General features: G+C 59.1%; 19 protein-coding genes. 10 read left to right on the forward strand and 9 right to left on the reverse strand.

Annotated features, from left to right (window positions below; genetic code table 11):
• Positions 1 to 14: 14 nt before the first annotated feature.
• Positions 15 to 728 (forward strand): RluA family pseudouridine synthase, encoded by a 714-nt coding sequence (locus HER32_RS07345; protein ID WP_168681423.1) that lies wholly within the window; start codon positions 15 to 17, stop codon positions 726 to 728.
• An 11-nt stretch (positions 729 to 739) separates the two neighbouring features.
• Here HER32_RS07345 and HER32_RS07350 read toward each other — a convergent pair whose 3' ends face one another.
• Positions 740 to 2,182, reverse strand: coding sequence for a hypothetical protein (locus HER32_RS07350; protein WP_168681424.1), 1,443 nt, complete (start codon positions 2,180 to 2,182; stop codon positions 740 to 742).
• A 196-nt stretch (positions 2,183 to 2,378) separates the two neighbouring features.
• Between HER32_RS07350 and rplM the strand changes: the two genes are divergently transcribed.
• The 5 genes from rplM to HER32_RS07375 all read left to right on the forward strand — a co-directional run bounded on the left by rplM (position 2,379) and on the right by HER32_RS07375 (position 5,416).
• Positions 2,379 to 2,831, forward strand: coding sequence for a 50S ribosomal protein L13 (rplM, locus tag HER32_RS07355; protein WP_168681425.1), 453 nt, complete (start codon positions 2,379 to 2,381; stop codon positions 2,829 to 2,831).
• Positions 2,832 to 2,864: 33 nt separating this feature from the next.
• The gene (gene rpsI, locus HER32_RS07360; protein WP_149070943.1) at positions 2,865 to 3,251 is read left to right on the forward strand and encodes a 30S ribosomal protein S9; all 387 of its coding nucleotides are present in this window, start codon (positions 2,865 to 2,867) and stop codon (positions 3,249 to 3,251) included.
• Positions 3,252 to 3,272: 21 nt separating this feature from the next.
• A complete protein-coding gene (gene rpsB / locus HER32_RS07365) occupies positions 3,273 to 4,040 on the forward strand; it encodes a 30S ribosomal protein S2 (protein ID WP_149070944.1) in 768 nt (255 codons plus the stop codon).
• 158 nt (positions 4,041 to 4,198) lie between these two features.
• Positions 4,199 to 5,035, forward strand: coding sequence for a translation elongation factor Ts (gene tsf / locus HER32_RS07370; protein ID WP_168681426.1), 837 nt, complete (start codon positions 4,199 to 4,201; stop codon positions 5,033 to 5,035).
• Between the two features lie 117 nt (positions 5,036 to 5,152).
• Entirely contained in the window at positions 5,153 to 5,416 is a 264-nt protein-coding gene (locus tag HER32_RS07375) for a hypothetical protein (protein ID WP_168681427.1), read from the forward strand.
• Between the two features lie 5 nt (positions 5,417 to 5,421).
• On the opposite strand, the gene HER32_RS07380 is transcribed toward HER32_RS07375, so the two are convergent.
• From HER32_RS07380 to HER32_RS07395, 4 genes are read right to left on the reverse strand one after another with little or no spacing between them, the layout of a single operon-like run.
• Positions 5,422 to 6,456: a DUF3089 domain-containing protein gene (locus HER32_RS07380; RefSeq protein WP_168681428.1), complete on the reverse strand. Its 1,035-nt coding sequence runs from the start codon at positions 6,454 to 6,456 to the stop codon at positions 5,422 to 5,424.
• Positions 6,449 to 7,558, reverse strand: coding sequence for an SHOCT domain-containing protein (locus HER32_RS07385; RefSeq protein WP_168681429.1), 1,110 nt, complete (start codon positions 7,556 to 7,558; stop codon positions 6,449 to 6,451). Before HER32_RS07385 ends, HER32_RS07380 begins: the two co-directional genes overlap by 8 nt.
• A gap of 14 nt (positions 7,559 to 7,572) precedes the next feature.
• On the reverse strand, positions 7,573 to 8,298 hold the full coding sequence (locus tag HER32_RS07390) for a hypothetical protein (RefSeq protein ID WP_168681430.1): 726 nt from the start codon (positions 8,296 to 8,298) through the stop codon (positions 7,573 to 7,575).
• A gap of 52 nt (positions 8,299 to 8,350) precedes the next feature.
• The gene (locus HER32_RS07395) at positions 8,351 to 8,596 is read right to left on the reverse strand and encodes a hypothetical protein (RefSeq protein WP_168681431.1); all 246 of its coding nucleotides are present in this window, start codon (positions 8,594 to 8,596) and stop codon (positions 8,351 to 8,353) included.
• A 138-nt stretch (positions 8,597 to 8,734) separates the two neighbouring features.
• Between HER32_RS07395 and HER32_RS07400 the strand changes: the two genes are divergently transcribed.
• A complete protein-coding gene (locus HER32_RS07400) occupies positions 8,735 to 8,911 on the forward strand; it encodes a hypothetical protein (RefSeq protein WP_168681432.1) in 177 nt (58 codons plus the stop codon).
• Between the two features lie 89 nt (positions 8,912 to 9,000).
• On the opposite strand, the gene HER32_RS07405 is transcribed toward HER32_RS07400, so the two are convergent.
• The gene (locus HER32_RS07405; RefSeq protein WP_232066421.1) at positions 9,001 to 10,023 is read right to left on the reverse strand and encodes a YeiH family protein; all 1,023 of its coding nucleotides are present in this window, start codon (positions 10,021 to 10,023) and stop codon (positions 9,001 to 9,003) included.
• Between the two features lie 92 nt (positions 10,024 to 10,115).
• A complete protein-coding gene (locus tag HER32_RS07410) occupies positions 10,116 to 11,030 on the reverse strand; it encodes a LysR substrate-binding domain-containing protein (RefSeq protein WP_168681433.1) in 915 nt (304 codons plus the stop codon).
• Between the two features lie 109 nt (positions 11,031 to 11,139).
• Here HER32_RS07410 and HER32_RS07415 point away from each other — a divergent pair, with 109 nt between their 5' ends.
• The 3 genes from HER32_RS07415 (at position 11,140) to HER32_RS07425 (ending at position 16,660) form a co-directional block, all read left to right on the forward strand.
• Positions 11,140 to 13,194 carry a prolyl oligopeptidase family serine peptidase gene (locus tag HER32_RS07415; RefSeq protein ID WP_232066422.1) on the forward strand — a complete coding sequence of 685 codons (2,055 nt, stop codon included), beginning with the start codon at positions 11,140 to 11,142 and terminating at the stop codon, positions 13,192 to 13,194.
• 188 nt (positions 13,195 to 13,382) lie between these two features.
• Positions 13,383 to 13,937, forward strand: coding sequence for a DUF3575 domain-containing protein (locus HER32_RS07420; RefSeq protein WP_149070954.1), 555 nt, complete (start codon positions 13,383 to 13,385; stop codon positions 13,935 to 13,937).
• Between the two features lie 167 nt (positions 13,938 to 14,104).
• Positions 14,105 to 16,660, forward strand: a complete 2,556-nt coding sequence (locus tag HER32_RS07425; protein ID WP_168681434.1) for an alpha-amylase family glycosyl hydrolase — start codon at positions 14,105 to 14,107, stop codon at positions 16,658 to 16,660.
• Positions 16,661 to 16,738: 78 nt separating this feature from the next.
• Here the strand turns inward: HER32_RS07425 and HER32_RS07430 are convergent, their stop codons facing one another.
• Positions 16,739 to 18,871, reverse strand: coding sequence for an FUSC family membrane protein (locus tag HER32_RS07430; protein ID WP_168681435.1), 2,133 nt, complete (start codon positions 18,869 to 18,871; stop codon positions 16,739 to 16,741).
• A gap of 86 nt (positions 18,872 to 18,957) precedes the next feature.
• Entirely contained in the window at positions 18,958 to 19,323 is a 366-nt protein-coding gene (locus tag HER32_RS07435; protein ID WP_168681436.1) for a hypothetical protein, read from the reverse strand.
• Positions 19,324 to 19,326 lie beyond the last annotated feature (3 nt).

Below are 19,326 nucleotides of genomic sequence, written 5' to 3' on the forward strand. Positions count from 1 at the left end.
TTTGTACTTCCTGTATGAAGCTACCTACTTTCTCCGACCTGATTCTGTTCGAAGACGAAGATTACGTCGTCATCAACAAACCTCCTTTTCTAGCCACCCTCGATGAGCGGTTTGGCGGCGCGCCCAACATCCTGCGCCTGGCCCGCGAGCAGTACGACGACATCCAGGCCTGCCACCGGCTGGATAAGGAAACCAGCGGAGCTCTGGCCCTGGCCAAAAACCCGGAGGCCTACCGCCACCTCGCCATGCAGTTTGAAAACCGCGAGGTGAAGAAAGTATACCACGCCGTAGCCTGGGGCGTGCACGACTACGACGGCCTACGCGTAGAGCGCAGCATCGAAACGACCACCAAAGGCAAAGCGCGGCTGGCCTACAAAGGCAAGCCCGCTGTAACGCTGGTGCGCACCCTGGAAGCCTTTGCCCGGCACACGCTGCTGGAGTGCCAGCCTATTACGGGCCGCATGCACCAGATCCGGCTGCACCTGGCCTATCTGCAGGCCCCCATTGTGGGTGACGGCATGTACGGCGGCGACGATTTTTATCTGTCGTCCTTGAAGAAAAATTTTAACGTGAAGCAGGGCGAGGAAGAGCAACCCTTCATTAAGCGCTTCGCCCTGCACGCCGCCAACCTCACCTTTGCGCGGCTCCATGGGGAAACCATTACCATTGAAGCCCCCTACCCCAAGGATTTCCGGGTGCTGGTGGATAACCTGCGCCAGTACAGCTAAGGCAAGCAACCTTAAAGCTTGCGGAAAACAGCCATCCGCACCGAGTCTGTACTGGGCTTGTGGCGAACCCGCGGCATGGAACCGTACCAGAGTTGCTGGTAGGCCGGGTTGCCGCGTAGCGAGTCCAGCGGGACACCCATTTCTACCACTGCGTACCATTCATCCCAAAAGATGAGGGTGCCCGCCGGCAGCGGCTGATGGTCCCGGATGGCTTGAATGTAGCTATGCTTAGCTCCGAAAGGGTTGATATTTAGCGGAATGACAAAGTAAGGATGCGCTGAGGCGTAGTGGGGAGCTGGTGGCTGCTTGGAAGCCCAGCGCACAGCCTCATCGGCCAAGATCTGGTCGGAGGCGCGGGCAAAGTCGCGCTGCCACCGAAACGCGGCGCGGGCTCCGCAAAACAGAAATCCTACCACGGCCACAGCTACGCCCACCCGGATGCGGCGGCGGACCACTTCGCTCTGGCTTAGCTGGCTTACCAGCAGCAGACCGCGCAGGGCAACCAGGGCAATCAGCGGCACTACTCCGCACAGCACCCGCGTAAGCCCAAAGGAAGCAAAGATTCCCAGCGCCCAGAATAGCGTGTGCGCCCCAATAAAGACGACGATGCTGCCGTATACCAGCAGCAGTTCGGCCAGGAACCCCTCCCGCTGCCGCAGGCGTGGCTGCATCCACTCCCAGATCATGCGTAGGCCCCCCAGCCAGAAGAGGACGTAGAGTACCCAACCTACGGTATTTGGCAGGCTGATAATGAAATGCCAGGGTGTGCCGCTGCCGTAGTTGGGGTTGCGCAGCGGATACGCATTGTGGGTGAAGGCCCAGAAAAAATCGTGGTACTCGAAGATGCCAGCAATGCCATACACCACAAACCCCAACCCCAGCCACGGTAAGGCCCGCCACTGCCGGCTCAAGAGTAGATACAGCCCATACACCCCAATCAGCAGGTAGCCCTCAGAGCGCGCAAACGGTAGAAAGGACAGCACCACGGCGCCCCAGCTGGCCCGGCCCAGAATAGCCAGCGCTACGGCCGCCATCAGAATGGTGCTGAACAAGGGCTCCGTAAGGCCGGAGAACTGAATGCGGAAATAATCGGGAGAAGCGTAGCAGAAGAGAATAGCCAGCCAGGGCCAGGGCAGCGCCAGCCGCCGGGCGGCTAGGTAAGCCAGCCACGCCGCGGCAGCCACCAGCAGGCATTGCAGCGCCATCACGCCGCGCAGTCCCAGCTGCGCCGGCACGGCCATCAGCTGCACGACCAGCGGCTTCGACCAGGAGTCCAGAAAGTTGTGCGGAGTTTCAAAGGCATAGCGGGCGTAGAGGTAATGATTGATACTATCACCCGAGTCGTAGGTACCCTGGGTGAGGCTCGCCACAACCAAGGAAAGTACCAACAGCCCCAGCAGCAGCCAGAAAGGCCGCCGGTTTTCGGCCGCTACCCGCACAGAATCAGAAAACATAGAAAGCAGAATTTACGGGAGCGAAAGTACTACGGCCACCGGGCGCTTTCCTACCGCGGCAGCTAACCGCAACACTTTCAGGCATAAATAGTGGGTATTGGTTTGGATTTAAGGCGAAAGGCGGTAACTTTGTGTCCGTTTTTCCCGAACCCATGGCGGGTTCTATCTCATTTCCAAACGCTTACCTTCCTTCCCAATGGATCATCTGAGCTTCAAGACGGTATCCGTCAACAAAGCCAACGCCGATAAGGCCTGGGTGGTGGTTGATGCCAGTGTTGCGCCGCTGGGCCGTCTGGCTAGCCAGATTGCCAACATGCTGCGTGGCAAGCACAAGCCTTCCTTCACGCCCAACTCGGATTGCGGCGACAACGTCATTGTTATTAACGCCGACAAGCTGCGCGTTACGGGCAAGAAGTTGACCGACAAAATCTACATCACGCACTCGGGCTACCCCGGCGGACAGAAGCGCATCAACCTGCGCGACAAGAAAGCCAAAAACTCGGCCAGCGTGATTGAGCACGCCGTGAAAGGCATGCTGCAGAGTAACAAGCTGGGCGCTGCCCAGTTCCGCAACCTGTACGTGTACAAAGGTGCTGAGCACCCCCACCAGGCCCAGCAGCCCCAGGCTGTTGAACTCACTAACCTCTAAGCCGAATTCGGCGTCTCTTTAATTCTTCACTTAATGGAAATCTCCAACACCTCTGGTAGAAGAAAAACCTCGGTGGCCCGCATCTACATGCAGGCCGGGCAAGGGAATATCACTATCAACGGCCGGGAAATGAAAGCCTACTTTGGCAATGAACTCCTGGAAAACATCGTGAACCAGCCTTTGGCGACGGTTGAGCAGCTCAACCAGTACGACATCAAGGTGAACGTGCGCGGTGGTGGCATCTCGGCCCAGGCCGAAGCCATCCGTCTGGCCATCTCGAAAGCCCTCGTAGGCGACAACGCAGAGGCTCGTCCTGCTTTGAAGAAAGAAGGCTTCCTGACCCGCGACCCGCGCATGGTGGAACGCAAGAAATTCGGCAAGCGCAAGGCTCGTCGTTCGTTCCAGTTCTCGAAACGCTAATCTTCCAGAGGAACCCCTATCATGGCTCAGACCACCACGTATAAAGAACTGCTGGACGCCGGTGCCCACTTTGGTCACCTGACGCGTAAGTGGGACCCAAAAATGGCGCCGTACATCTTCATGGAGAAGAACGGCATCCACATCATTGACCTGAACAAAACCCTCGTTTCGCTCGAGCAGGCCGCCAACGCTATCCGCAACATCGCCAAGAGCGGTCGGAAGGTAATGTTTGTCGCCACCAAGAAGCAGGCGCAGGAGATTGTTTCGGACGAGGCTAAGCGCCTGAAAATGCCTTTCGTTACGGACCGTTGGCTGGGTGGCATGCTCACCAACTTCGCTACCGTACGCAAGTCGCTGAAGAAAATGAGCACCATCGACAAGATGGTGAAGGAAAACACGGCCTATGCAGCCCTTGCCAAGCGCGAGAAGCTGATGATGAGCCGCGAGCGGGAGAAGCTGGAGCGCGTACTCGGTGGCATTGCCGACCTGAGCCGCCTGCCCGCTGCCCTGTTCGTGGTAGACGTGAAGCGTGAGCACATTGCCGTGAAAGAAGCCCAGAAGCTGGGTATCCCGGTGTTTGCTATCTGCGACACGAACTCGAACCCCGAGCAAGTACAGTTCCCTATTCCGGCCAACGACGACGCCTCGAAGTCTATCCAGCTCATCGTGAGCGTGATGGGTAAGGCCATCGAAGAAGGTCTGTCGGAGCGGAAAGTCGACAAGGAAGATGCCGACAAGAAGCAGGCCGAAGAAGAAGGCATCCAGGAAAAACAGGCTGCCGACGAATAAGCTCTTTTCGTAGAAGCAAGAACTGAGAAGTTAGAGGTTAGAGTTTCGGGGAGTTAATTCACTTTTCAGACTCTGCCTCTAGCTTCTTCTTGCTTTTAATAGCCTGTTTGCTTTTTCCTTTAAGTTCTAAGCTCTCAACTCTAAGTTCTAACAATACAATGGCAGCAATTACCGCCGCAGACGTAAACAAGCTCCGCACGATGACCGGCGCGGGCATGATGGATTGCAAAAAAGCCCTGACCGAAGCCGATGGCGACTTCGAAGCTGCTCGCGACATTCTGCGTAAGCAGGGTCAGAAAATTGCTGACAAGCGCGCCGAAAACGAAACGTCAGAAGGCTTTGTAGCCGTGAGCGTAAGCGAAGATGGCACCAACGGCAAGCTGGTAGCTCTGGCCTGCGAAACGGAGTCGGTTGCGAAAGTGGCTGATTTCCGCAACCTGGTGCAGCGCGCTCTGGACACTGCTGTGCGCACCAACGCCGCTACCAAGGAAGAGTTGCTGGCTGCTAAGCAAGATGACGGCCTGAGCCTGCAGGAGCACATCACCGACCTGATGGGCAAAATCGGCGAGAAGCTGGACCTGACCTATGCTACCCTGACGGCTGAGAAAGTAGCTTCCTACATTCACTCCGATAGCAAGAAGGGTGTACTCGTAGGCCTGAAGAACGTAGGTGGTGCCGACACCGCCGCCGTTGGCCGCGACGTGGCGATGCAGATCGTAGCTATGAAGCCCGTAGCCGTTGACAAAGATGGAGTAGATGCTTCCATCACGGAGCGCGAAATTGAAATCGGCAAAGAGCAGGCGCGAGCCGAAGGCAAGCCTGAGGCTATGCTGGAGAAAATTGCCCAAGGCAAGCTCAACAAGTTCTACAAGGAAAATACCTTGCTGAACCAGGAGTTCGTGAAAGATAACTCCCTAACCATTGCTCAGCTGCTCGACAAAACGTCGAAAGGCATGACGGTGTCGGACTTCAAGCGCGTGGCTATTGGTGCCTAAGCTTTTGGTTTATTCCTAAGAAAAGCCCCGCTGGCATTGTGCCGGCGGGGCTTTTTCTATTTTTAATGGATGGATGAAAGCCGCGAGATTTTATTTCGCGAGCTACTGTACTGGGGAATGGCTGACATCAAGCTGGCTACCGCGTCGCAAGGATTGTCACTGAATCCTTGGAAAATCAGGCAACGCCGTCAACACGTGAAGTTTGTGTATGAAGTAGCCCTGTGGCTACACAACCTAGCGTTGTTTTCAGCACTTGATTTTGAGCGGTTCGATGAAGAACGATTCTGGGACGACTATAGGCAGTTCCAGCGCAAATATCCTCCGGAGAAGTATCCAGCTATGTTCAACCAGACAGTAGAAAAGCTTTTAGCTGAGCAATAACCTTGTTACTTCCTCCCCTCCCACGCTTGCACCCGTGCTACGGCATTGCGGCGCACACTCTGGTAGAACATGCCGTAGTCGACGATGTGGAAGGAGTGGCGCAGCTCGGCGTGGCCAGGGAGCAGAAAGCGCACGTAGCCGCCGGGCTTGGGCGGATGTACCCACAGAATACCATCGTGGATTTTAGCATCTACAGCGGCCGTATCGAGGCGGTCGAAGCCGTAGGGCACGCTGCCCCGGTTGAGGGAAGCAGGGGCCGCAGCGGTATCCGTAGTCCAGGTAAGCGGGTTGACGACGGCCGAACCCACGTAGGGCGGGTACTCCTTGCCCCAGGAAGCGGCATTCCAGCTCACGTAGCAGCCAGTAGCCAACGAATCGGGGCAGGGCTGCAGGGTCTGGTATTCCTTGGGGTTCACAGAGAATCCCACCAGGTAAGCCGCTACCAGCTGACGGCGCAGTTTGGGGTCGTTATCGAAAAACTCTTTCAGCAGGCGCCGGGCGTGGAAACTGCCCTGGCTATGGCCCGCCAGGATGATGGGACGTCCCTGGTTGTAGTTTGCCAGATAGTACTGAAAGGCTTTTTTTACGTCCTGGTACGCCAGCTCCTGGGCGTTGCGGGCGTTGGCCGTACTGTCGAAAAACGAGAACAGGGCCGCCTGCCGATACCGGGGCGCGTAGATGCGGCCGGCCGCATTGAACACACTAGCCTGGGTGCGGATGCTGAACTGGTCGGTAAACTTATTGAGGACCTTATCGGCCAGGTCGCCGTTCCAGCTTTTAGGTTGGATAAGCGTGGTGAGGTGCAGAAAAAACACGTCGGCCGGGGCCGTGGCCTGCTGGTCGCGGAAAGCGGTGTGGGCCGGATGAGCATCGGCCGAGTCGCGCATGGTGGGCAGGGCGGCCCAGCTTCCGGGCCGGCTGTAGTCGGGTGCGGCGGGCACGGTAGCCGTGAAGGTTTGCTTGGGCCGTATAACGTTGATGCTGCAGCCAGCCAGCACTGCTGCCAGCAGTAAGCTCAGCCCCGCTCCCCTCTTACTCACTGAATACATTTTCCAACAGCCGCTCCTGACGCAGGTAAGTAATCTTGAAGTTCTTATCGAGGCGCACGCGCACCTGCGCCGTGGTTTGCTGGTGCTGCTGCTTGGACTGCCGGAAGGCCCGGCTTTTCTCGCGGTAAGTAATCATGCGGGAGCCATCCTCGGTTACGGGCCCTACCTGCAGGCTACCGGGCTCGATGGTAGTTTCGGCCTCCGTGAATTCGGGGAAGTGCGATTTTGCTAGCTCTTCGTTGATAGCGGCGGGCGTGGTGTTCTGTTGGGTGTAGAACCGCTCAACCTGCGGGGCAAAGTGGGTAGCCGCGTCGAAGGGGGCGGCTTTCAGGTCTTCGTAGTAAGCCGTTAGAGCACTCTGCACCTGACTCCGAGCGGCGTTGTCGTCGGCTGAGGCGGGAGCGGCGGCGGGTGTCGTTTCAGTAGCGGCGGGAGCAGGTGCGGAGGCGGCTGAATCGACGGGAGCAGCCGGAGGCAGTACTGGGGCTACGCGCACGGTTTCCGGCGCGGCAGCAGGGTCCAATACGATCTGCTCGGTCTGCGGACCTTCTTCGGGCTGTACAGCCAGGGAATCAGCGGCCGTCATGGTGGTGCTGCTCAGCCGCTCGGAGTCCCGGTTGCCAATGGCCAGATAGGCTATCAGTCCCAGCAACGCCACGATGCCGCCGATAATCAAGATCAGCATGAGTGGATTGCGCGGGGCGGGCGCGGGTTCTTCGTACACTACTTCGGCTGGTTCGGGAGGCGGAGGGCTGGCCAGGAAGTCAGGCTGCCGGGAAGGCGACTCGTCGGGCCGGCCAATTTCCGTGGGGTGGGTGAAAAACTCGGCCGGTGTGGCGCGCACGGGCGGCACTTCAGCCACGGGTGGAACTGGAGTGGGCGGGCTTTCCACGTAAGTGGGCAGGCCGGGGTCTTCAATGGGGCCGGGCACGACGTGCTCCTCATGCGGTGCCGCCGCTGGGGGGGTGGTTTGCGCTTCGCTGAACAGCAGCTTGCGCTTTAGCGTGTCGAATTCCTGGGGGGTGATAGTGCCCGCATCCAGCCATTCCTTGAGCTGGCGCAGGGTATCGAGCGGCGAAGAGTCCTGGGGCATAAAGCGGGGCGCGGTTATTTACGGTCGAGGGCGGAAAGACGGTCTTTACGGCGCTGCAGCTGGGCTTTGCGCACTTCCAGCAGGCGGGCGTTTTCGATGAGCTTCACCGAGTCCTGCCGGGCTTTCAGCGTGTTTTCAACGTTCTGCTTTTTCAGGGCTTCGATGCGGGCCAGGTTGCTGGCGGTGTTGGCCTGCATGTTTTTGATGTCCTTATTCAGGTCTTCTTTTTCCTTTTCACTGTCTTTGAGGTGCTTTTCGGCTTGCTCAATCTGCTCCTTGTAGGCTTTAAGGCGGGCCGCCGTGGCAAACGACTGCACCATGTTGCGCAGGGCCGCATACTCAGAGGCCGTGTTATCGGGGTGGAGAAACGTATCCGGCCCCAGGGCCGCCCACACCGACAGCTCAGTGGTCGAATCCGTGGGGGACGTGACGTTGGAATAGAGGTCCAGCAGCTTGCCCGACACGCTCGACACCTGGGTTTGCTTGGCCTCCATCACGTCTTTTTTGCCCACGCCCAGCACGCCCCCGCCTTTCAGCTTGATGTTGTAGGTATCCTTCAGCCAGCTCTGCCAGAAGTCCCGCGTCCACTGCGCGGTGCCGTCTACCTGCACTTTCACGGCTTCCCGCTCCTTTTTCTCAAACTTGACGGTGCCAGGCCGCACCTCATACAGCTGCGCGGTGGCGGAGCGGCTCCAGCTCAGGCTCAGGAGCAGCAAACACAAAAAACCAAGGTGTTTCATAGAACAAGTCGAAGGAAAAAAACCGGAAGAAGGCAAGTTGCGCAGGGTGCTATCAAAGTCCTTGCCGGTCGAAAGCGGCCTGCAAGTCCTCGCGCATAAGGGCAAACCGCTGGACGGCGGCCTCGATAAATTCGTCGTCGAGCAGGGCATACACATCGGCTTCGCTGGTTATGTCCAGCTCGCTCACCTTGTAGGTTTGCTCCAGGGCTCCTTTTTCCAGCTTAATCAGGTATTTCCCATTCCAGGAGAACAGCGTGATTTTGGCGTGGGGATGGGGAATATCGGCAAGCTGGCGCATGGGCTGGAATCTGAACTACGAGGTGCGAAGATAACCACCTGGGCGCAACCGCGGCTACCTCCACCATAACACCGTTGCTGCCGCTGCGTACAGTTCCCTAGCCCTGCGGGGACTATTGTTCACGTAACCACTACGCACATGCCACAAGGAGATAAATCGGCGTACACCGACAAGCAGAAGCGGCAGGCCGAACACATTGAAGAAAGCTACGAAAAGCGCGGCGTCTCGGAAGAAGAAGCCGAAAAGCGCGCCTGGGCTACCGTCAACAAGCAAGATGGCGGCGGCAAGAAGAGCGGGTCGGGCCGGAAAAACTAAGCCCCCCGCTCCCCCTTGATTAAATGCAGAAGGGCCCTACTTCTTTTAGTAGGGCCCTTCTTTGTGTTTTACTCGAAGGCAATAACCGGCTACACTGACTGCAGAATCACCCAGAGGGAAACGCCGGAAACGACCACCCAAAGCAATACCCCTTGCACCAAAGGCCGCACCCCCACGGAGCGCAGCACCCCGGCCGACAAGCCAGCCCCGATCAGGAACAGCGTGAGCGTGAGGCCCAGCTTGGCAACCAGCACGGCCACCGGCGCCAGCCCTTGCAAAGCCGGCACGTAGGTATTAAGCAGCATGGCCCCGACAAAGCCCAGAATAAACCAAGGCAGCTTTACCTGCGCGCCGGGCGTTTTGAACAGCAGGGCGGTACCCAGCGCCACGGGGATTATCCAGAGGGCGCGGGCCAGCTTCACGGTAGTGGCAATGCGCAGGGCCTCGTCGCCGTACTGGCTGGCGGCGCCTACTACTGAACTGGTATCGTGGATGGCAATGGCAGCCCACAAGCCAAACTGATGCTGGCTGAGGCCGAGGGTGTGTCCAATAGCCGGGAAAAGAAACAGCGCTACCGCGTTCAGCATAAACACCGTGCCCAGCGCCACCGACATCTGCCCTTCTTCGGCCCGCATTACGGGGCCTACCGCGGCAATGGCGCTACCCCCGCAGATAGCCGTGCCGCTGGCAATGAGGTGGGCCGTGCGCCGGTCGATGCCCAGCCACCGGCCAACCAGCCACCCCAGCAGCAAGGTGCCGAAGATGGATGCCGCGGAAAAGACGAAGCCTTCGCGCCCGGCTTGCAGGGCCTGTTGGGCATTGAGGCCAAAGCCCAGCCCGATAACCGACCACTGCAGCAACGGCGCTGTAAACCGTTTGCTCTGGGCTGCGAAGGGGTTTCCGACCAGAAGGGCTACCATAAGTCCTAGTGCCAACGCCAGTGGTGGAGAGCCCCAGGGCGAAAGGCAGACGCCTATGGCCAAGCCAAACACCACTTGCTGCCCCGTAACCGTAACCCGCGCCTCCCACAGCGGCCGCTGCATGCTAACGTGCAGCTGGCTAAGCATAGCCGAGAGCAGATGACGGGTAGATAGATGGGCTTTGGCCGGCATAAGCAAGGGGAGTTTGTTCCCACAAACCTACGGCAACCCATCACTCCACGATAATCAAAAATGATTATCACCCATTACCTGAAGTTATATCCTTACCCCTCTCCAACCGGTACCGTCAGCGTGGTAGTAGCATAGCGGAGAAAACGCTGTGCTTGCGTGGACAGCGGCTGCCCCTGCACCCATACCGACTCAAACCGCCGGGTGAGCCGTACTCCGGCAATAGGCACTACCTCCAGCAGGCCGGCCCGGAACTCCTTGCTCAACGCCCGTTGCGATACAAACCCCAGGCAGTCGGGGGCGGCTTCCAGGTAGGACTTGATGGCTTCGGTGTTGTCCAGGTAGAAAGCCACGGTAAAGTCCGTGAGCTTTATTCCTTGCTCGCGCAGGGCAAACTCCAGCACTTCTAGCGTGCCCGAGCCCCGCTCCCGCAGCACCAACGGGTGAGTCAGCAGATCAGTAAGGGCAACAGGTTTTGTGGGCGGACCGGCGGGCGTAGCGCGGCGCACAGGTAGTAGCTCGTCTTCCAGCAACAGCTCATAGTGCAGGTCGCGGGTGTGCGCTTGCCCCTCCACGAAGGCCAAATCGAGGTGGCCATGCAACAGGGCCTCGGCAATCTGCTCGGAGTTACCGTTCAGCAGGGTTAGCTGCACGTGCGGGTAGCGGCGCTGGAAGCCCGGCAGAATGGGCGGCAGCACGTACTGAGCCAGCGTAGTACTGGCCCCGAGCCGCAACCGGCCGGCAGCTTCGTCGTGCAGGGCATAAAGCTGGTCGGTGAGCTGCTGGTGGAGGGATTCTACTTCATCGGCATGGCGCAACAGGATGCGGCCAGCATCGGTGAGGGTAACGCGCCCGGCCCGCCGCTCAAACAGGCGCTGCCCGTAGCTGCGCTCCAGCTCACGAATGTGCTTGGTAACGGCAGGCTGGCTGATGTACAACTCCTGCGCAGCCTTGGTAAAATTGAGCGACCGGGCAACGGTCTGAAAAACGCGCAAACGGAAATCGGGCATGGCTGCAAGGTAAGTGCCGGCCGGCTATGTTGCGCCGCCAAAAACCGGACTGCTTATGCCACGTGCATTCTTTTTCTACCTTTCCGGCCCATCCATTCTGTTCTCTATCATGAATAAGCTTTTCCTGACGGCGCTGTCCTTGCTGCCCGTTGCCAGCTTAGCCCAACCGACGCGCTACACCCCCGAACTCCTGTGGAAGCTGGGCCGCCTGGGCGAAATGCAGGTCTCGCCCGACAACAAAACGGTGGCGTATACCGTGACGCGCTACTCCCTGGCCGACAACAAAGGCAACACTGATATCTGGGTAGTACCCGTAGCCGGGGGCGCCACCCGGCAGCTGACGGCCACGCCTACCTCAGAAAGCACCCTCAACTGGCGACCTGACGGCAAGCTCACGTTCCTTTCCGCGGAAAGCGGCACCGACCAGCTGTACGTGATAAACGCCGATGGCTCCGGCAAGCAGCTGCTCAGCCAGTTTGGGGAAGAAAGCGTCAGCAACCTGAAGTACGCGCCCACCGGCAAGTTCATGCTGTATACCCAGGACGTGAAGACTGGCCAGACCGTGCAGGAGCTGTTCCCGGATCTGCCCAAGGCCGACGCCAGGCTCATTGATGACTTAAATTACCGCCACTGGAACGTATGGGATGACCAGAAAGCCTCCCACGTATTCTTTCAGCCCGTAGGAGACGACGGCAAACCCACCGGCTACGGCAAGGACGTCATGGCCGGCGAGAAATTCGACTCCCCCCTTCAACCCCTGGGCGGAGCCGAGCAGCTCACGTTCTCCCCCGACGGTTACCGCCTGGCCTACACCTCGCGTAAACTCACGGGCAAGGCTGAGGCCGAAAGCACCAATTCCGATATCTACCTCTACGATATCCGCACAGGCCAAACCCAGAATCTGAGTGCGGGCCTAGGCGGCTACGACACCGAACCCGTCTTCTCCCCGGATGGCTCCCGGCTGGCGTGGCTGAGCATGGCAACGCCGGGCTTCGAGGCCGACCGCAACGGCATTCGGATCTACGACTTCAAGACCAAGAAGCACGAGGATATTACGGCGGGCTCGGAGCTGTCGGCGGCCAACGTGCGCTGGAGCCCCGACGGCAAAACGCTGTACTTTGTGAGTGTGCTGGAAGGTACCGAGCAGCTATTTGCCGTGGCCAGCAAGGGCGGCAAGGTAAAGCAGCTCACCAAGGGCGCCCAGAACTACAACGCCTTTGAGCTGGCCGGCAACGCCGTGGCCATTGCTAATAAAACCACTCAGGCCCAGCCCGCCGACCTGGTGCGCATCGACCTCAAAACCGGGCGCGAAACGGCTCTTACCCACATCAACGAGCAGGAGCTGGCGGGCGTAAAAACCGGTAAAACGGAAGCCCGCTGGGTGAAAACCACCGACGGCAAGCAAATGCAGGTCTACGTCATCTACCCACCCGATTTCGACCCCGCGAAAAAGTATCCGACGCTGCTGTACTGCCAGGGCGGCCCCCAGAGCCCTATCACGCAAAGCTTCTCTTACCGCTGGAACTTCCAGCTGATGGCGGCCAATGGCTACATTGTGGTGGCGCCCAACCGCCGCGGTTTGCCGGGCTTCGGCACGGAGTGGAACAACAGCATCTCCGGAGACTGGGGCGGGCAGCCCATCCGCGACTACCTTTCCGCCATTGATGCCGTGAGTGCCGAGCCCTACGTGGATAAGGCGCGGCTGGGCTGCGTGGGTGCCAGCTACGGGGGCTACTCCGTGTATTTCCTGGCAGGTAAGCACGAAGGCCGCTTCAAGACCTTTATTGCGCATTGCGGCCTCTACAACCTCACCAGCTGGTACCCCTCCACGGAAGAAATGTTTTTCGCCAAGCAGGACATTGGGGCCGCACCTTGGGAAACACCCCTCCACAAAAGCTACACGGACTTTAACCCGCAACAGTTTGCCAAAAACTGGGACACGCCTCTATTAGTCATCCACGGCGGTAAGGACTTTCGGGTGCCCGAGGGGCAAGGCATGGAAGCCTTTGGTACGGCGCAGTTGCGCGGTATTCCCAGCCGCTTCCTGTATTTCCCTAACGAAGGTCACTGGATCAGCAAGCCCCAGAACTCCGTGCTTTGGAACCGCGTGTTTTTCGAGTGGCTAGCCCGCACGCTCCGGCCCGAGGTACCGGCGGCGAAGTAAGCTAATCCGTAGCTGTACTATCCTCCCCCTGTTATAGCTTGCTACTGAGCTTGCTAACCGAAAAAAGTTAGCTAGTATCCGTAACATATTCATGTGATAAGCCTTGGGACAGACAAAAACTGTGCATAACGTTGTACCGACAAAAAGGTTTAAAGTTTTTTTCTCCCCTATCTGTATCCTTGTCTTCCATGAAGAAAGTACTACTGAGCCTGGCCGTGTTGCTGGGCGCAGCCTCTGCGGCATCGGCTCAGAGCAATGCAATTAAAGTCAATCTGTTCAGCCCCCTCGTCAAAACTGGCTCGTTCTTCTACGAGCGCAAAGTAAGTGACACGCAGTCGGCCCAGCTCGGCTTCTTCTTTACTTCCTATTCGCCCGGCGACACCAAATTCTCGGGCTTTGGCCTGACGCCGGAGTATCGTTTCTACCTGTCGGGCGAGGCCCTGGATGGCTTCTACGTAGGGCCGTACCTGCGCTACCAGAGCTTCTCGCTCACCAACACCTACGAGGATAACACGGGTAATAAGGAAGAAGACAAAGCAACCCTGAGCACGTTTGGCGGCGGTATTGCCGTAGGCCGTCAGTGGGCCTTCAAAAAGCGTATCACCCTGGACCCCTTCCTGGGTCTGGGCTACAACGCCGGCTCACTGGATGTAGAATCGGGCGAGGAGGATGACTTCGACGTGAACAGCGCCTTCGACGGCTTTGGTCTGCGCGTGGGTCTTACCTTGGGCGTGGCTTTCTAGCCATCAACTACTTTCGTGAAAAAGCCCCGCTGGGATTTCAGCGGGGCTTTTTTGCGTCTTCACTGGTTCAGCTTGAGTCATTACCTATCCGGTTCTTTTCAGGCGCTGTAACAGCCGGCACGCCCGGCTGTCGTATCTTGTTTGTCCCTTTGCCTTCTTACCTGCTTATGAAACACCTGTTACTCCTCCTGGCCCTGGCCGGAACTGCCCTGTCGACCCAGGCTGCTCAGCTCACCTTCCGGGTGGATATGAGCCAGCAAACCGTAGCGGCCGCCGGCGTGCACGTGGCTGGCACCTTCCAGTCGAAGGCCGGCTACGGTGCCGACTGGAACCCGGGTACCACCGCCCTCACCGACCCCGATGGGGATAAGGTGTACGAAGTGACAGTGGAAGTGCCCGCCGGAACTTACCGGTACAAGTTTATCAATGGCGCCGGCTGGGATGGGGCCGAGCCCGTGCCCGCCAGCTGCGGCCAAGATGATGGCGGCGGCAACCTCAACCGCCAGGTCACCATCGGTACCTCCGCCCTGCGCCTGCCGGCCATTGCCTTTAACGGTTGCGCTACCCTACTGAGCTTTTCCGTAAACATGAAGGGCCAGACCGTGGCGCCTGGGGGCGTGCACGTGGCGGGTAACTTTCAGACGTTGGCCGGATACGGCGCCGATTGGGACCCGGCTACCACGGCGCTGCAGGATGATAACGGAGACGGAATCTACGAGGTAACCGTGGCCCTGCCGGCTTCTGGTCGGTTCGAGTACAAGTTCATCAATGGCACCAGCTGGACCGGAGTGGAGGCCGTACCCGCGGCCTGTGGCACTGGCTCCGACCTGAACCGCACCGTCGACGCAACGGCTGAGGTGAATACCACGGGCACGCTGTGCTTTAGCTCCTGCGAAGCCTGCGGCAGCACGCCCACGCAGTACACCACGCATTGGTGGAATGATGCCGTGTTCTACGAAGTCTTTGTGCGCAGCTTCTACGACAGCAACGGCGACGGCAAGGGCGACTTCAAAGGCCTTACCGCCAAACTCGACTACCTCAACGACGGCAACCCCAACACCACTTCCGACCTGGGCATTACGGGCATCTGGCTGATGCCCATGATGGAGTCGCCGAGCTACCACGGCTATGATGTGACCAACTACAAAGCCACCGAGCCCGACTACGGGACCATGGCCGAGTTTGAGGAGTTCCTGGCCGCCGCCCACGCCCGCGGCATCAAGGTTATCATCGACCTGGTGCTGAACCACTCCTCCCGGGAGCATCCGTGGTTTACGCAGGCCGCCGCCAGCGCCACCAGCCCCTACCGCGACTGGTACCGGTGGTCGGCCACTAACCCCGGCTACCAGGGCCCGTGGGGCCAGACGGTGTGGCACCCCCGCAACAGCGCCTACTACTACGGCTTATTCTGGGACGGCATGCCCGATCTGAACTGGAGCAACGCAGAACTGAAAACGGCCATGTGGGATGCGTCGCGCTTCTGGCTCAACAAAGGCGTGGATGGCTACCGCCTTGATGCCGTAAAGTACCTCGACGAAGATGGCCAGCAGATGGAAGACACGCCCGAAACGTTTGGCCTGCTCGAGGAGTTTCATGATGTGGTCAAAGAAGCCAACCCCGACGCCTTTACGGTGGGCGAGGCATGGTCGAGCACCCGGGCGGTGGTACCGTATGTGGTAAACGACCGGCTGGACGCCTGCTTTGAGTTTGACTTGTCCTCGGCCATCCTCAATGGCCTGAATACGGGCAGCGCCGCAACGCTGAAAACCCAGCTGCAGCTCATCGACCAAAGCTACCCCAAGCTGCAGTACGCCACCTTCCTTTCCAACCACGACCAGGAACGGGTGCTTGAAACGCTGCGCGGGGATATGCCCCGCATGAAGCAGGCCGCAGCCCTTTACCTCACCATGCCGGGCGTGCCCTTTCTGTACTACGGCGAAGAGGTAGGCATGCTGGGCACCGGGGTCGACGAAAACAAGCGCAAGCCCATGCAATGGACGGCGGGCAGCAACGGCGGTTTTACCACGGGCAGCCCCTGGCGCGGCCTGAACAGCAACTACGCCCAGTACAACGTAGCCACCATGCAGGCTGATGCCACCTCCCTGCTCAGCCACTACAAGCAACTTATTGGCTTGCGCAACACGCACGAAACGCTGCGCAAAGGCTACATTCTACCCACAACCACCTCCGCTACCAGCCTGCTGGGCTACGCGCGGGTGTATGAGCAGGAAGCAGTACTGGTGCTGGCCAACCTTGGCAGCACCGCCTTAGCTAAGCCCAAGGTTTCCATGGCGGTTTCCTCCCTGCCTGCGGGCACGTACGCCGTTACCGACCTGTACTCCGGGCAGGCTGCCGGCAGCGTCACGCTCGATGCCCAGGGTGGTTTTGCGGATTGGTCAGCCAGCCTGGCTTCGTTGGGCGCCAATCAAACCTGGATTCTGCGTATTGCCGCCCAAACTACGACGGGCACGAAAGGGCAAAGCAAGTCAGTAGCCCTGCACCTGTACCCAAACCCGGCCGCCGCCACGGTGCAGCTGGAAGTTGCTGCCGGTACGCAGCATCAGTTGCAGGTATATGACCTCAGCGGCCGCCATGTGCTCACTACCACCTTTACGGGTCGGCAACATGTCCTCGACACCCGCGCCTGGAGTAATGGCACCTATTTTTTGCGGGTAACCTCTGGCAAACAAGTAGCTGTGCAGCGACTGGTAGTAGCCCACTAAACGCCAGGCCAACGTTCTTTAAACCGAACAAGCGCTACTTCCCATGCGGGAGTAGCGCTTATTTTTTCGTTAGGCCACTTAAGCCAAAACAGCTTCCGTCACCTTGCCAATATCACTGCTCACCTTCCGGATGAACTCCAGCTGCTCCTGCAACTGACTGTCGGGGCTGGTGGTAGTGGCCCCAGGCAGCGGGGTGGGTTCGGCCGGGGTACGGTCAGGCTCGGTGGGGTCGAGGCGGCGCAGGCTGCGGTGCACGGCCTGCTGCGCCTGGCGCACGGAGCGCAAACTAGCAGCGGAGAGCAGTGGCCGGGTTTCGCCAGTAAAAATGGCCGAGGTGATGGATGCCACGTTGGACGACAGAATGTGGTTCAGCACCACAAACTCGTGCACTTCCGTAGGCCGGTGCTGCTTGCCGTTCGGCTCCGACATCATGCGCTGAAAGGCGGCGGCGAGGTTAGCCGAGCTGACGTACACCTCCTTTCGGGCCAGTTTATACTCAACAATGGCTACGGGGGCGCCCACCAAACTCTCGGCCAGAGTATGCAGGTAATGCCCATTGGCCCGCAGAACGGATTTCATGTAGTCGTGCAACTGGTCTGACTCCCAGCGAGGGAAAAGCAGGTAGCTGGCCAAAAAGGCAATCAGGCAGCCGACGACTGTATCCAGCACCCGCTCTTCTACTACCTGCAGGTAAGGCAGCCCCACAAAGCTGAAAAGAATCAGCACCAGGGGCGTCATGAAGGTGACGGCCACAATGTAGTTGCTGCGCGTGAAGCTGAAAGCCACCAGCATACAGCCTGCCAGCAGGGCAATCAGCACGAGCTTATCGGATATCAGCCACAGCAGCAGGGCGCCAAAAACGCCGCCCACGAGCGTGCCCAGCACGCGCTGCACATTGCGCTGCTTGGTGAGGCTGAAGGCGGGCTTGAGCATGTAGGTAATGGTCATCAGAATCCAGTAGCTATGATGACCGGGGAGAACCAGCTTAGCTACCACAAAGCCCACCAGGCAGGCCAGCATCATGCGAATAGCGTGGCGAAATACCCCGGAGTTGAGCGTAAGCTGGTCGCGGAGCTGCTCCAGGTCGAAGCTCTGGTGCGCCACAAAGCGGCCGAACTCCAGCTCGCGCCGGGCCGGAGCCGGCGCATTGGCATCGAAATAGGCCAGAATATCCTGCAGGCGCTGGGTGAGGTTGCGCAGGTTCACCAGGATTTTCTTCAGCACCAGGGTATTGCCCACCTGCCCGGTGGCCTCCAGCGCATCAATGCGGCTTTTGAGCTGCTCCAAGGCCGGGGTGAGCGGAGCTTTGGCGGTATAGCCGTGGTTGGCCTGGATAGCAAACCCGATGCTTTCCAGCTCGGCGGCCAGCTGCTCCACTATGCCGGCAATAGTATCCAGCACGCCCGTCGCTTCAAACCGTTGGTGCAGGGCGGCATAGTCGTAGTACGTGGCCGTGATGTGCTCATAGAGGTCCACCACATCCACGAACGTGAGCACCAGCCGGCGCCCCGTCCCCGTCGACTCTTTCATCATCTGGCGGGTTTTGAACAGCAGCTCACGCACGGCATCCTGCTTTTCATTTACCGTCACCTGCTGAGCTACGAGGCGGCGGTAGTCCTGGTCCAGGCTGGTACCCGTGCGGTAGAATTCCGCTTTCAGCCGCAGAAAATCGGCCACGGCCCTGATGCATTCCCCCAAGGCCTGCTGGGCGGGCCGGTAGGGCCGAACGGTGTACGTGAGCAGACTTACGACCAGGTACCAGGCCCCGCCCAGCGTGACCAAGCCAGCATATTCCAGCAGTTGGGGTAGGGTAAGCTGCCGGTCCATCATCAGAATAAGCAGCAGCAGTCCGGCCGTACCTACCGAGGCAGCGCGGTTGCCATACACCAGAAACAGCGTAAAAACGAAGCTCAGCACGCCTACCTCCAGGCCCAGCAGCCACAGATGGGGCGCGGCCAGGCCGGTGAGCAGGGCAACCAGGGGCAGCAAGCCCAAGCCCACCAGCATGCCATTACGCTTATGCACCACCGGGCCGGGGCTATCAATAATGCTGATGCACAAGGCGCCCAACGAGAGCGTCAGCCCTGCCTCCAACTGCCCCCACCAGCCCATCCAGAGCCCCGGCACCAGCACCGAAAGGGTGGTGCGCAGACCATCGGAAAAATCCTGACTGGAAAAAAAGTAACGAACCGAGCGGGTAGAAGCAAGCATAGAAGGTGGTGGTCAGTTCTTCGTTGTCAGTTGTGAGTCGTTGGTTCCTTAACAACGAACAACTAACAACGAACAACTGACAACTACTACGAGGCCTGCCGCTGCACCGCCTGCTGCTGGCAGTAGTGCTCGGCATCCAGCAGCGTATCGACGATGGGTGGGTGCAGCACTGGGACCAATGCCTCCAGCTCGAGTCGTGCTTCCGGGCACAGGTGGCATAGCACCAGGCTCATACCATGCTTTTGCAGCTTTTGGTAGTAAAAGGTAAGCAGCTCGGCTGCATCCGGCGGCAGGTGGGTGAGGTGGCTGCAGTCTATCCAAACACTGGACTTGCCGCTGCGGGCGGCCCGGCGCAGCGCCCAGTCCAGCGCGCCATCGTGGGGGGCAGCTGGCACTTCATCGGCGAGAATCAGCAAATAGCTTTCCGGGAGAATTTCGCGGTAAACTTCCATGTG

Source organism: Hymenobacter sp. BT18, from assembly GCF_012273015.1.
GTDB classification, from domain to species: domain Bacteria; phylum Bacteroidota; class Bacteroidia; order Cytophagales; family Hymenobacteraceae; genus Hymenobacter; species Hymenobacter lutimineralis.